Origin of the sequence: [Clostridium] celerecrescens 18A, assembly GCF_002797975.1 — a bacterium.
In the GTDB taxonomy this organism is placed as follows: domain Bacteria; phylum Bacillota; class Clostridia; order Lachnospirales; family Lachnospiraceae; genus Lacrimispora; species Lacrimispora celerecrescens.
In genome coordinates this window covers 989,914-1,004,291 of the sequence record NZ_PGET01000001.1, presented here as the reverse complement: position 1 = coordinate 1,004,291, position 14,378 = coordinate 989,914, and the positions used below count along the sequence as shown (strand labels likewise).

Genomic DNA, 14,378 nt, shown 5'->3' with positions numbered 1-14,378 from the left:
ATGGTTTGCCCGGAGGGCGTTCCTCTCAATTGCACATGCTTCTTGGGTTTGGCGGTCGCCCAGAGGGCGTCCCTTTTCCCTGCCCATGTTTTTAAACACTCCTGATTACTTCCTCTTCTTATGTGGCACCAATGAGTAACAGTAAATTTTAGTTGATAATACTACATTTTTTTCTCCTTGTAAACGAGTTTTATTCTTTAATTTTCAGATAATTTGACATTAACACATTAATCAAATTATATTCTTACAATTTTAATCTGCATCAATATTTTTTCTCCCGATATAACACAATTTTACGTCCTTTTAAGGATACTGGCACAAACTTCTAATTTTATGAAGTTTTCACTTTCAATCATTAAGTCTGCATTTCATATTCACAACTTCTATACTGCTTTCCCTCATAATCCCACTCATTTTTATGCAGAAAAAGCCCCGGGATTTTCTTCCCAGGGCTTATACTAACTTTTTTTAAATTTAAAACTGAATTACATCTCTCCAAGTCCGCTTTCAATTGCTTCCGTCATGGTTTTCATTGCTGCTGCCTCATCTTCGCCTTCACAGATCAATTTGATCTCTGTTCCGCATTTGATTCCGGCTGCCATAACGTTTAACACGCTCTTAGCTACGATTCTCTTCTCTCCATATTCGATGATCACATCGGATTTAAATTTCATAGCCGTCTGGGAAAGAACACCTGCTGGTCTTAAATGAAGTCCGGATGGATTTACTACGGTCAGTGTTTTTGATAACATATTTTTATCTCCTTTATCCTCAATTTTTTATACTCCTTGCAGTTAATTTTATAACAATATCCAATTTGTGTCAAGACAAACCAGTGTGTCTTTTTACATATTTTACAAAGCATTTTCCTATCTAAGAAATTTCCGAAAGCTTCTGCCTTTCTTTCTGGGAATAGAAACAGCCGCAGTAATCCTGCCTGTATAAACCATATTTCTCAGAAAGCTCTACAGACCGCTTAAATCCATTTTTTTTCTTGAAATCAGAGGGAAGATAAGCGACGCGATACTCTTTTGCAAGCTTCTCACCGATCTCATTGAGCTTTTCCGCATTCTTTAAAGGGCTTATGGACAGAGTGGTGGTGAAATAATCAAAGCGCCCGGCTTGAGCAACCTTTGCAGCCTCCTGGAGGCGCAGTTCATAGCATTTAAAACATCTGGCACCGCCTTCCGGCTCCTTTTCAAGACCTCTCACAATCCGGTGAAATTCTTCCGGTTCATAAGCTCCTGTTTCCAAAGTCACAGGATGAATAAAATCCATAGATGCAATGAGCCTTTCCTGCTCTTTCACCCGTCTTTTGTATTCAACCGGCTGATCTATATTGGGATTATAGAAATACACGGTTATTTCAAAATAACGGGATAAATATTCCAGCACATAACTGCTGCACGGAGCACAACAGCTATGTAAAAGCAGCCTGGGAACTTTTCCCTGTTCCTCTAATTCTGCAATGACCTGATCCAATTCCTTCTGATAATTCCTCTGGTTCATGGTAGCTCCTTCCCTGCTGTTTTCAAAAGCACAAAAAGGCGTCTGCAGCAACCTGCAACGCCTCTTGTTTCCTATAGGAAATCCCTGATCCTTTTACTGCGGACAGGATTTCTAAGCTTTCTAAGAGCCTTCGCTTCTATCTGCCTGATACGCTCCCTGGTAACATTAAACTCTTTTCCTACTTCTTCCAAAGTACGGGGATGGCCATCCTCTAATCCAAATCTGAGTACGATCACCTGGCGTTCTCTCTCCTTTAAATCTCCAAGAAGAGCATCAATGTGCTCTCTCAGCATAACGGATTCTACATTACCTTCCGGAGTCACAACATTATTATCAGCCACGAAATCTCCCAGGTTGGAATCATCTTCTTCACCAATGGGAGTTTCAAGGGATGCAGGTTCTCTGGCGATCTGCATGATCTCCATAACCTTATCCTCTGACATGTCAAGAGCTTCCGCCAGTTCTGAAACAGACGGCTCATATCCAAGCTCAAGAGTCAGCTTTCTCTGCATCTTGGACATCTTATTAATCGTTTCTACCATATGCACAGGCACACGGATTGTTCTGGCCTGGTCTGCAAGGGCTCTGGTTACAGACTGGCGTATCCACCAGGTAGCATATGTACTTAATTTATAACCTTTGGTATAATCAAATTTTTCCACGCCTTTAATAAGGCCTAAATTTCCTTCCTGAACCAAATCAAGGAAACTCATTCCACGGCCTGTATAACGCTTTGCTATGCTGACTACAAGGCGAAGGTTTGCTTCGATCAAGCGTTCTTTGGCATCATCATCACCATCCGCTTTTCTCTTAGCAAGGCGCAGTTCTTCCTCTGCATTCAAAAGTGGTACCGTGCCAATTTCCTTCAGGTACATGCGGACAGGGTCTTCCGTTCCGATGCCCTCCAGCAAGTCAATGGCGTCAAGATCAATATCTTCTTCATCCATTTCCTTAATAAAGCCGTCATCAAGATCATCATCCAAAAGCAGGTCGTCTGACATGAGCACATCTTCAGTTAAAACGGAGTCGTCAATGACCGGAATCACGTCTACGCCGCGATTCTCCAGGTACGTATAAATCTGATCCATCTGCTCTGTTGTCAGTTCTTCCCCCATAAAGAAGTTATTAATCTCCGTTACGTCCAACGCATTATGCTTCGTTTTTGCAAGTTCGACCAGTTTTCCAAGCTTATCTAAAAAATTATCCTTTTCCACTTAATAACGTCCTTTCGCTAAGAGGTATACATAAAGCCCACACAACTTTTCATTATATACTACCGGAATCCATATTTCAACATATTTCTGCCAAAAAAGCAGTTTTATAGCTTTTTCGGCGTTTTTCTCATAATACGGATTCTTTTCTTTAAATTTATGATGTTTACTTCCCTCCTGGTCCCGCCAAATTCCCCATCTAATACCCAGTCAATAGGCTCTTTTGAGAGAATTCTCAAAGACCTTGTCCGAAATTTATGGACGTATTCATTTGGTTCTTCCTTCAGAAACATGTAATTAATGATATTTGTCAAATCCAGAGGAGTTTTGGGTGTCCGTATTAACAGCACTTCAAATTCACCGTCGTCAAGAGCCACATCCTGTGTCACAAGCCCTTTAAAGCCCCCGACGCTCATGGTATTGGTTATCATGCCGAAAATAAACTCCCCTTCCAGCGTGAGTTCTTCACACTCAATCCGCAGCTCATAGGACTGTATGGAAGCCAGGCTCTTCATGCCTTCCAGCATATACGCCTGATGCCCCAGGACATTCTTCTTATCCTGAGGGGTTAAATAGGAAACCTCTGTAAAGGCCCCGAACGCTGCAATATACACAAAGTGCCTGTCCCCGCAGAAACAGCCGATATCAATGGGAAAAGGCTCGCCAAAAACCGCCGCTTCTGCCGCTTTTACCATGCTTTTGGAAATCTTTAAGCTGGAAGCAAAATCATTGGTGGAACCGGCAGGGATATATCCCAGGTCTGGAATATTATCCAATTTCATGAGACCGCTTATGGTTTCATTTAAAGTCCCGTCTCCGCCGCTGCACACAACCAGATCAACACTATCCCCGTATGCTGCAGCAGCCTCCATTGCATCACCTGTCCGCTGTGTCACATGAACCAACAATTCATAACCGGCTTTTGTAAAAATATCCAGGATATCCATCAGCTTATTCCTGATCTGAGCCTTCCCGGAACGCGGATTAAATATAAATAGAATCTTTTTCATTATATCACCTGATCAATTTTGTATACGTCTTAAATGCACCTGGCAGGGAATATGTTTTTTCTAAATCTTCCGCAGTAACCCATAAAAAATCTCCATTGGGCCGTTCTCCAAGTTCAATCCGAAATCCTATCATATGCCATTCCACATGGCTGAACACATGCTTTGCTGCAGGAAGAGGCGTTATTTTGGCCTCCTCTATTCCCAGCCTGGCAAGCAGCGCTTCCTCTTCTAAGTGTCCCTCAACATTGGGGAACTCATAAAGAGAAGCCAGAAGCCCTGTATCATCCCGTTTACGGATGGCAACCCGTCCTTCCAGCCAAAGGAGCATGACTGTCTTATCCTCCGCCCTGCGGGCCTTTTTAGGCGTTTTCACCGGTATCTCACCGGTAAGGCCCTTGATCCTGGCAATGCAGATGGAGGCCAGAGGACATTGGCTGCACAGGGGCGAACCGTTTGGCACGCAGACAATCGCTCCGATTTCAATGAGGCCCTGATTATAAGAACTGGCTTCCTGTTCTGGCATTACCGCCTTTAATTCCTCTTGCATACGGCTTTTGACTGCCTGCTTTAATATGTCTTCTCTGCTGCCTGTTACTCTGGAAACCACCCGTAAGACATTGCCGTCAACCGCCGGGACCGGGATGCCATAAGCGATGGACGCAATTGCACCTGCGGTATAAGACCCGATCCCCGGAAGCTTTTTAAGCTCCTCGTAGGATGCCGGAAGCTCTCCGCCATACTGCTCTACAAGAAGCTCCGCTGTTTTCTTTAGATTTTTAGCCCTGCTGTAATAGCCAAGCCCTTCCCAGAGTTTCAGCAGCCGGTCCTCCGGCACTGCCGCCAGATCATTGATTCCTGGTAAGGCCTCCATAAAACGCTCAAAATAAGGTTTTACAGCTTCTACTCTGGTCTGTTGCAGCATGATTTCCGATATCCATACCCGGTATGGTTCCGGCTTGTCCCTCCAAGGAAGGGCCCTGGCATTCTCCAGGTACCAGGACAAAAGCGGGCGTTCCATGGCTTTTAAACGCTCCCTGGTGCCCAATTCTTTTTCCTGGGGTTCTAAAACCTGTAATTGATCATAAAGCGAATGGTTCTTCATTACACATATCCATAGATTCCCCGGACAGATACCTCTCCGGAGATTACATGTTTTACCTCTCCCGGCTGTACTTCCACAAGAAGCTCTCCCTTTTCATTAATTCCCAGGGCCAAGCCGGTATATTCACCTGATCTGTCCAGAATTCTTACTTCCTTTCCCGTATTGACCATATGCTTATTATAGACACTTATCAGCCCGGATAAATCACCCTGGCTGATAAATTCTTCATAATATTGTTCAAATGCCTCCATAATGGCGGCAACCAACCTGCTTCTTCTCACCTTTTCTCCTGTTTCCAGAAGCAGGGAGGTGGCCATCTGACTTACTTCTTCCGGAAATCCCTCCATATTGACGTTGATTCCGATCCCCACTACGATATAATGGATTCCTTCCAGTTCGGCGCTCATTTCTGTCAAAATGCCGCATAGCTTTTTCCCATTTGCCACAATATCATTCGGCCACTTAATGCCGGCATCAAGGCCCGTAACGTTCCTTATCCCGTCATAGACCGCCAGGGCGGCTACCAGTGTAATCATGGAAGCGGAAGCTGGAAGAATGTCCGGCCTTAAGATCAGGCTCATAAATATGTTCTTCCCGGACGGGGACACCCAGGCGCGCCCTCTTCTGCCCCGCCCTGCACTCTGGCTGTCAGACACAACAAGGGTTCCGCAGGAAGCCCCTTCCTCTGCCAGACGCCTGGCCCTTATGTTGGTGGAATCTATGACCTTGTGGTATTCCACCTCCCGGCCAAATCTCCCTTTCATACAGCTTTCTATCTCTGTTTTCGTCATTATATCACAAGAACCGATGAAATGATACCCTTTATTTCGAACCGCCTCAATTTGATATCCCTCTTCTTCAAGCTGGCGGATGGCTTTCCAAATAGCCGTCCTGGAAACCCCAAAGCGGCCGCACAGCTCCTGCCCGGATAAGTAACCGTCACTTTCCTTAAGCAGCTTAAGAATCTCAGCTTTCATTGATATCACCTCCACCAGATACTGACCGCACTGATTACCGTAAGGGCGATAAGAAGAAATCCGAACATGAGGACAGCAATGCCGGCCGCCTTCTTCTTTTTCTCTCTGCCACTAAGTCTTATTTTATAAATCCCATTGACCAGGTTTAGCATGCCGGCCAGAAAAAATATTGCCGGGAAAAGAAACATATGATCTTCCGGATTTAAAAATGATATAACAGCCAATGTTACAATCAGGATTCCTACTACAATATGGAGGACATCCACAATCATGGAAGCGTTTCTTAGGCTTCTTCCTCGTTCTTGTATATACATGTTCTACTCTCCTAACGTTGCCACCATTACCGCCTTAATGGTGTGCATTCTGTTTTCTGCTTCATCAAATACCACAGATGCGCCGGATTCAAAGACCTCCTCTGTTACTTCATTTCCTTTGACAGCCGGCAGGCAGTGCATAAATATGGTAGTGTCTTTCCCTGTTTTTTCCATCAGATCCTTATTCACCTGATATGGCTTTAAAAGTGCAATACGCTGGGCAGCCTTGTCCTCTTCACCCATGGAGCACCATACGTCAGTATAAATGGTATCTGCATCCTTAACTTCATCCGTATCCTCTGTCAGAGTGATGGTACTTCCGCTTTCCGCGGCATAATCCTGGCATAATTCCACCAGCTCCCCCTTAGGCCAGAGGCTCTTAGGAGCCAGAATGGTAAAATGAACGCCCATCTTGCTCATGCCGATCATCAGGCTGTTAGCCATATTATTGCGTCCATCCCCTGCGTATACGAAACGGAGTCCCTTTAAATATCCGAAATGTTCTTTCATCGTGAGAAGATCTGCCAGAATCTGTGTTGGATGATAATCATCAGTCAGCCCGTTCCACACCGGAACGCCTGCATATTCAGCCAGATCTTCCACGGTCTTATGTTTAAATCCACGGAATTCGATTCCGTCAAATACTCTTCCCAAAACTCTTGCCGTATCTTCCACACTTTCCTTATGTCCAAGCTGAATATCATCTTTTCCTAAATATTCCGGATGTGCTCCTTCATCAACCGCAGCGACCACAAAAGAACATCTGGTGCGGGTTGACGGCTTTTCAAAAATAAGAGCGATGTTTTTACCCTTCAGGGAGTTACCCGTAATCCCCTGTTTTTTCTTGGCTTTTAAATCAGCTGCTAAGTCCAGCAGGTACCCAATTTCTTCCGGTGAATAATCTTTTAATGTGATAAAATTTCTTCCTTTTAAATTCATATTGCATCCTCCGCTTTTCTATTTGTATTTTTATACATTATTATAGAGTATCCCGCATAGTTATGCAATACTTTTTTTATTTTTGTATATTAATGCATTAAGGATATATAACTGTATCCCCGGTCAATTCACAAAAAGGGGGGGAAAGGTGTTTTTCTTTCAGACTATATCCCCTGCTGCTGCGGTTTCACCTTGTCAAGGGACCGGAGTTTCTTTCTGATCTCCTCCATCAGCTGATCTACCGTATAAATCTGAAATCGTTTGACCTTCAAACGTTTTGCCAGATCTTCCAACAGGCCTAAGTACATATCCTTGTAATCCCAGTCCTCCTTCAGCTTAAATTCCACAGCCAGCCTGGGGAATAACGTTTCCGTAAAGGCACGGTACCCCGTCAGAGCAGCCATTCCTTCCTCATTAAGTGTATCCTGCATATATATTTTAAAAAGTTCCACTTCCGACATCATCTTATCAAAATAGTAGGGTTCCGTATTTGGTGCATCAATATAATAAATACGCCCGCAAAGTCCATATAAGAACCTTTTTGCATCAAAATATCCCAAAGTCATATTTTTTCTCGTCTGCTTTTTATCAAACTCCAGGATTCCCCCAAGGTCCTGTCTGGGAGCAATGTGATACACACGGATCCCCTCCGGTATCTCAGTCACCCTTTCTTTGTCAAACCCCAGACCATAGATGCGGATCACAATGATGTCCTCATACCCATGATCAATAAGAACATTAATGGGGACATTGTTGACTCCTCCGCCATCCATATACCGTTTTCCGCCCAGCTTTTCATTTTTAAAAGCCAGGAAGTAAGCGCTGGCCAGCAGCATATCCTTGATGGATCCTGCATCGCTTTTTATAATATCCTCGGCTATTTCCTTCCTGTCTGAAACCGAATACGTTACGGTATAAAGTTCCCTGTCAGAATTTCTGAGCTTTTCCTCATCTCCCACCACTTCCTCAATGAGATTTTTCAGAGGTGTGATATCAAATCCGCCATCCTTTACGATCTGCAGTCCGCTGCTTATCAGCTCCTGTAGATTTAAGGACTTGAAATCCTTTTCCTTTAACGCCTTTATGGTCTCATCGTTTACCGACATAACATGAGAGTACTCAATGTTCTTCCATATCTCTTCCGCCCGTTCCAGATCATCCATGCAAATAAGAGCACCGTTTAAGGAGCCAACGGAAACACCTGCAACTCCCCTTATCTTTACTCCTTCTTCCCTCAGAGCCTTCCAGGCACCGATCTGGTAAGCTCCCTTGGCTCCTCCGCCTTCAAGCACCAGTCCATACGCTCTGCTTAAATCCAGTTTCAGTTCCATAAGCCCTCCTTTCACACTATAAGGAAACACCTGCGGGTATACCTCTATGCCCAACAAGCATGGGCAGAATCAGAGAAATTATGCTAAAAACGCAGCAAGAGGGCATCTGCCCCCTGCTGCGGTGTGTTTAAATGGAAGTATAATAACTATTCCACCGGATTCTTTGGAATCTCCGTAATGGAAGAAACCAGCCCAGCCAGGCCCTGAATCTCAGAAGGGATAATGATCTTGGTCGCCTTACCGTCCGCAATCGTCTTAAATGCCTCCAGGCTCTTAAGGACTAAAACTGCCTGATCCGCACCGGCAGCCTTGATCATACGGATTCCATCAGCATTTGCCTGCTGGATCTTAAGGATTGCCTCCGCCTGGCCTTCTGACTCACGGATTCTCTTCTCCTTCTCTGCTTCTGCACGAAGGATCGCAGCCTGCTTTTCAGCTTCCGCATCAAGAATAGCGGATTCTTTCTTTCCTTCCGCTACAAGAACGGTGGATTTCTTCTCTCCTTCCGCCCTTAAGATGGCTTCACGGCGTTCCCGCTCTGCCTTCATCTGTTTCTCCATGGCATCCTGAATCGCTGCCGGAGGCATGATATTTTTAAGTTCCACACGGTTTACCTTAATTCCCCATGGGTCTGTGGCAATATCAAGGGTTTCTCTCATCTTTGCATTGATCGTCTCTCTTGAGGTTAACGTCTGATCCAGTTCCAGGTCACCAATGATATTACGAAGGGTCGTAGCCGTCAGATTTTCAATGGCCATGATGGGATTCTCAACGCCGTATGCATAAAGCTTCGGGTCTGTGATCTGGAAAAATACTACCGTATCAATTCTCATGGTAACGTTATCCTTGGTGATAACCGGCTGAGGCGGGAAATCTGCCACCTGCTCTTTTAAATTTACTCTTTTGGCCACCCGGTCAAGAATAGGCATCTTAATATGAACGCCTACGGACCATGTTTCCAGGAAAGCGCCCAAACGCTCTACAACCAGGGCCTGCGCCTGGGGAACGATCCTGATACAGGATGACAATAACGCAAGAATAACAATCAATATAATAATAACTGCTGTAAATCCAACTGGTCCCATATTATAATTCCTCCTGTTCCATACTCACAATTAATTTTACGCCTCTTATTTCCTTTACTTCCACCATAGCATCAACGGGATATACTTTGTCGTCCTCCAACGCCCTGGCCGTCCACTCCTGGCCGTTTAGGATCGCTGCACCTTTGCTCTCCGCATTGTTAATCTCAACCGTAACCCTGGCTTTTTTTCCAATGAGACTTTCCCAATTGGTCTTTACCGTGTTCCGGTTTACATACTTTAAAGCAAAAGGCCTGGTAAAGAAAAGAAGAACAAATGATACAATTACAAATACCGCCAGCTGCACCTGGGTATTTACCCCAAACAGCGCCAGCACAAATGCAACCAATGCTCCTCCCGCAAACCAAACGGTCGTTAAGGCCATGGTTACCGCTTCAGTTCCAAGAAGCACTACAAATACAATAAGCCAATAGACTGCTGCCATCTTATCATTCCCCTTCCCTGCCATTGTAGGCAAAGCTGCCTGGCAAATCTATCTGTGGACATGCGTTATCGTTTAGCCACGCCATTCATAATTTGTCGGAAAGAACATATTTACGAAGGGCACATGTCTCAATATGGCTGAACTACTTCTATCATACTATATGTTCCAATATTTCTCAATATTTCTGCAGTAAAAAGCCTTACAATTTTCTGACAGTTACATCCGCCGCTGTCTGGCAGCCTCAAACATCAATACAGAGGCCGCAACCGCCGCGTTTAAGGATTCTACCTTCCCTTTCATGGGGATCTTTACATAAGCATCCGCCAGCGCTGCCGTTTCATCTGTCAGGCCGTTTGCTTCATTTCCCACTAAAAAGCCTGTATCAACAGTATAATCCTCTTTTTCATAATTATTCCTGCCATTTAAATGTGCCGCATACAATCTGACCCCGCCGGCTTTTAGGGCCTTTAAAGAGGCCGTAAGGTCTTTCGTATAAACAAATGGAACGCGGAAAACTGATCCCATGGTGGAACGGATTACCTTTGGATTATAAACGTCCGCCGTAGTATCGCTCATGAGCACACCGGTGATTCCAGCTCCTTCCCCGGCCCTGAGAATCGTTCCAAGATTCCCCGGGTCCTGAATGTTTTCCAAAATCATCAGAAACAAAGGGCCAGGTGCAGCCAGCAAGTCCTCTTCCTTAAAGGCATGCTGCCTGACAATGGCTAAAATCCCCTGAGGTGTCTGGGTATCTGACATGACCTTAAACACATCCTCCGAAACAACCTCGTACTTCACTTCTGACAAAAGCCTTTTATGGTCTTCAGCCTTTAAAAAACCTTCCGATACAAATACGCTGTCGATCCTGTCCACCGGAATTTCCTTAAACATGCGAAGGCCTTCCGCTACAAAGAGGCCGTTTAAATTTCTGACTTTGGCCTTCTTTGACAGGTTCATCACCTGTTTCACCCTTGCATTGGCACTGCTGGTTATCATAACGTACCTCTCTTTTATAAATTTTCCAGTTCTTCCAGCCACAGGCGGCTTACGGCATCACTTGGCATGCGTAAATCTCCCCTTGGGGATACTGCCACAGAACCTACCTTGGGTCCGTCAGGCATGCAGGAACGCTTAAACTGCTGGCTGAAAAATCTGCGGTAAAATACCTTTAACCATTTTAAAATGACTTCCTTCTCATAATTACCTGTAAAGGCGTAGACCGCCATGCGGTATACCTTCTCCGGCCGGCAGCCAAACCTTAAGATCTGGTACAGGAAGAAATCGTGAAGCTCATAAGGGCCTACCAGGTCCTCTGTCTTCTGGGCAATCTCTCCATCCTGAGGCGGAAGAAGTTCCGGGCTAACAGGCGTGTCCAAAACATCAAGAAGCACACCGCTTAAAGACTCTTCCCCGCAGGTATCCGCATAGTAGTGTACCAGATGGCGCACCAGGGTCTTCGGCACCGATGAATTCACTCCGTACATGGACATATGGTCGCCGTTATAGGTTGCCCAGCCTAGAGCTAACTCAGACATATCACCCGTTCCTATGACCATTCCATTCAGCTTGTTTGCCATATCCATTAACACCTGGGTCCTCTCCCTGGCCTGGGAGTTTTCATAGGTTACATCGTGAACATCCTCCCTGTGTCCAATATCCCGGAAATGAAGGCTTACGGCTTCCCTGATATTCACCTCTATAAGCTCAGCTCCAAGGGTTTTGGTCAGGGTGCATGCATTCTGATAGGTACGGTCCGTTGTTCCGAAACAGGGCATGGTCACCGCATGGATCTGATTTCTGGTGATTTCCAGCATATCAAAGGCCCGGACTGTCACAAGAAGGGCAAGGGTGGAATCTAAGCCTCCGGATATTCCTATCACCGCATGCTTACAGCCAGTATGGGCAAGCCTCTTTTTTAAGCCCATAGCCTGTATGGAAAGAATTTCCTCACATCTTCTGTTCCTCTCCTTCTCATTGTCCGGGACAAAGGGCCTTGGATCAATGGATCTCTTTAAGTCCAGTTCCTTTTTCTTCATTTTAAAAGAAACCACCGTATAATTCGTATGGTCGGCTTTGGGAAAGGTTGTCATCCGCCGTCTTTCATGAATCAGCCTCTCCAAGTCCATATCCCCGTATATGGTTTCATTTCCAAAACGTTTGGATTCTGCAAGCAGAGAGCCATTTTCTGCTATGAGGTTCTGGCCGCCGAATACAAGATCCTGAGTGGATTCACCCTCTCCTGCGTTGGCATAGATGAAACCACATACCAGACTGGCAGAATGTCCCGTGATAAGGCTTCTCCGGTAAATATCCTTACCTGTTGTCTCATCGCTGGCAGAACAGTTTACGATCACCGTTGCTCCGGCGGTAGCATGGCGGATGGATGGAGGATTTGGAACCCATGCATCCTCGCAGACCTCCGCAGCCACGATAAGCTGGGGAATGTCCTCACATGCAAAAAGAATATTGGCACCCATGGGAATCAGTTCATCTTCCCATTTTACCATCACAGGTATATCGTTTCCCGGCTGGAAATAACGCAGTTCATAAAACTCTGAATAATTGGGTAGATTCGTCTTTGGTACGATCCCTAGAATCCTGCCGTTTTGTATGGCAACGGCCGTATTATATAACTTTCCTCCCCATTCCCAGGGCATGCCTATAAAGCATAGAAGATCGTAGCCTTCCGTAGCCTTTAAAATCTCTTTAAGCTCCTTTCGGGCCTTTCTTAACAGGGCATCCTGCCCAAATAAATCGCCGCAGGTATAGGCCGTGAGGCAAAGCTCCGGAAACACCATGAGTTTTGCCTCACGTTTAATTCCCTCTTTTATCTGCTCACAAATCCGCTCCCTGTTAAATTCCGGGTCTGCTACCTTTACATCAGGGGTTGCCGCGGCAACCCGGATATATCCATGTTTCATCTCTTTTATCTCCTATCTATTCATTGCTACCATTTGGAATCCACTTGGCCTTTATGCTGTAAACACAGTCCATCAGCATGGTTGTAATCCATGTTATAGGATAACACCACATCACCGCTCCAAAACTGGGGAAAAATGGCACCAGCAGATTAATATAGATCATACGCAGTATACACATGTTTCCCACGCCGATCAGCATAGATACCATTGTCCGCCCGCTGCCCCGGATACTGCCCATTAAAATCTGGTGAATGGCTATGGTCCAGTAAAAAGGAAGCAGTACCAGCATGGTGGAATATCCATAGGCAATAACGTCTTCATCCGTTGAAAAGATTTTAAGGATATGTTCTGCATTCAGATATAAAATTACTGAAATGAATGCCGTATATGCCATACTTATGGCAATGCCCTGAAACACCCCCTGCTTTACCCGTTTTGGTTTTTTTGCTCCGATATTCTGTCCGGTAAAGGTGGTAGCCGCCATACAGAAACTTTGAAGGGGGAGCATGGCAAATCCGTCAATCTTGCTATAAGCGCCAAATCCCGCCATAGCGGCAGAGCCAAAGCTGTTGACATTTGCCTGAACAATGACATTGGACAGGGAAATAATAGACTGCTGGATTCCGCTTGGAATGCCAAGCTTTAAAATACGCACCATCATCCTCCTGTCTATTCTTATTTTCCCCGGAACAAGCTGGTAGATATCTTCTGTTTTAACCAATGCCCATACGACCAGAACTGAAGAGACTGCCTGGGCTATAACTGTTGCATACCCCACTCCTGCTGTACCCATACCAAAGACCACCACAAAAACCAGATCCAGGACGATATTTATCACAGAAGACACGCAAAGATAATAAAGAGGCCTTTTGGAATCTCCCACTGCCCTTAAAATTCCTGCTCCCATATTGTATACAATATTAAACAGAGAACCGCAGAAAAATATTCTTAAATACGCTACTGAACTGGGCATGACCTTTTCCGGCGTCCCCATCCAGCTTAAAATAAAAGGTGACATAAGCACCCCTAATACGATCAGGATCAGGCCTCCCATCAAACTTAATGCCATGCTGGTGTGAACCGCCCAGTGAAGCTTCATCTCATCCCTTGCCCCATAATACTGGGATATGATGACGCCTGCACCTGTGCCGATTCCCATGAACATGCCAATGATCAAATTGATCAGAGAGTTGCTTGAACCTACGGCAGCCAGGGCATCGCTTCCGATAAAATTGCCAACTACCACGGAGTCCACGGTATTATAAAGCTGCTGAAATAAGTTTCCGGCCAGAAGAGGCACAGAAAAAGCAAGGAGCTGTTTCCAGATTTCGCCTTCCGTCATAATAATCTGGTTTGTACTTTGCTTTTTTTTCACAAATTTCCTCCCTTCTTTTCCCAATTCCCCAATGAATATTAGTATACATCCATTTTCATGAATTGGGAAGCCGGATAATTTGAGGTTTACTTTCCAGGTGGTTTCGTGTACAATATTTTTATATCCTACTAAACAGATAAGAATAATTAGGAAGGGGATTTT

General features: G+C 45.1%; 14 protein-coding genes. All 14 read right to left on the bottom strand.

What is annotated here, in order from left to right:
* Window positions 1–485: 485 nt before the first annotated feature.
* On the bottom strand, window positions 486–752 hold the full coding sequence (locus tag H171_RS04735) for an HPr family phosphocarrier protein (protein WP_025233660.1): 267 nt from the start codon (window positions 750–752) through the stop codon (window positions 486–488).
* Window positions 753–873: 121 nt separating this feature from the next.
* Window positions 874–1,509, bottom strand: a complete 636-nt coding sequence (locus H171_RS04730) for an epoxyqueuosine reductase QueH (protein ID WP_100307422.1) — start codon at window positions 1,507–1,509, stop codon at window positions 874–876.
* Window positions 1,510–1,580: 71 nt separating this feature from the next.
* Window positions 1,581–2,723, bottom strand: a complete 1,143-nt coding sequence (gene rpoD, locus H171_RS04725; protein WP_100304119.1) for an RNA polymerase sigma factor RpoD — start codon at window positions 2,721–2,723, stop codon at window positions 1,581–1,583.
* 104 nt (window positions 2,724–2,827) lie between these two features.
* Window positions 2,828–3,730 carry a diacylglycerol/lipid kinase family protein gene (locus H171_RS04720; RefSeq protein WP_100304118.1) on the bottom strand — a complete coding sequence of 301 codons (903 nt, stop codon included), beginning with the start codon at window positions 3,728–3,730 and terminating at the stop codon, window positions 2,828–2,830.
* Window positions 3,731–3,734: 4 nt separating this feature from the next.
* Complete coding sequence (gene mutY / locus H171_RS04715; RefSeq protein ID WP_100304117.1) at window positions 3,735–4,832, bottom strand: A/G-specific adenine glycosylase; 1,098 nt, start codon at window positions 4,830–4,832, stop codon at window positions 3,735–3,737.
* Complete coding sequence (locus H171_RS04710; RefSeq protein ID WP_100304116.1) at window positions 4,832–5,809, bottom strand: biotin--[acetyl-CoA-carboxylase] ligase; 978 nt, start codon at window positions 5,807–5,809, stop codon at window positions 4,832–4,834. Before H171_RS04710 ends, mutY begins: the two co-directional genes overlap by 1 nt.
* Before the next feature lie 5 nt (window positions 5,810–5,814).
* Window positions 5,815–6,123 (bottom strand): DUF6637 family protein, encoded by a 309-nt coding sequence (locus H171_RS04705; RefSeq protein ID WP_100304115.1) that lies wholly within the window; start codon window positions 6,121–6,123, stop codon window positions 5,815–5,817.
* Between the two features lie 3 nt (window positions 6,124–6,126).
* Window positions 6,127–7,062, bottom strand: coding sequence for an ornithine carbamoyltransferase (argF, locus tag H171_RS04700; protein WP_100304114.1), 936 nt, complete (start codon window positions 7,060–7,062; stop codon window positions 6,127–6,129).
* A 164-nt stretch (window positions 7,063–7,226) separates the two neighbouring features.
* Window positions 7,227–8,393: a patatin-like phospholipase family protein gene (locus H171_RS04695; RefSeq protein WP_100304113.1), complete on the bottom strand. Its 1,167-nt coding sequence runs from the start codon at window positions 8,391–8,393 to the stop codon at window positions 7,227–7,229.
* Window positions 8,394–8,539: 146 nt separating this feature from the next.
* Window positions 8,540–9,478 (bottom strand): SPFH domain-containing protein, encoded by a 939-nt coding sequence (locus tag H171_RS04690; protein ID WP_100304112.1) that lies wholly within the window; start codon window positions 9,476–9,478, stop codon window positions 8,540–8,542.
* A 1-nt stretch (window position 9,479) separates the two neighbouring features.
* Window positions 9,480–9,920, bottom strand: coding sequence for an NfeD family protein (locus tag H171_RS04685; protein ID WP_100307421.1), 441 nt, complete (start codon window positions 9,918–9,920; stop codon window positions 9,480–9,482).
* 216 nt (window positions 9,921–10,136) lie between these two features.
* A complete protein-coding gene (locus H171_RS04680; RefSeq protein ID WP_100304111.1) occupies window positions 10,137–10,916 on the bottom strand; it encodes a TrmH family RNA methyltransferase in 780 nt (259 codons plus the stop codon).
* A gap of 14 nt (window positions 10,917–10,930) precedes the next feature.
* Window positions 10,931–12,841, bottom strand: coding sequence for an NAD(+) synthase (locus H171_RS04675; protein WP_100304110.1), 1,911 nt, complete (start codon window positions 12,839–12,841; stop codon window positions 10,931–10,933).
* A 16-nt stretch (window positions 12,842–12,857) separates the two neighbouring features.
* On the bottom strand, window positions 12,858–14,216 hold the full coding sequence (locus H171_RS04670; RefSeq protein WP_207655174.1) for an MATE family efflux transporter: 1,359 nt from the start codon (window positions 14,214–14,216) through the stop codon (window positions 12,858–12,860).
* Window positions 14,217–14,378 lie beyond the last annotated feature (162 nt).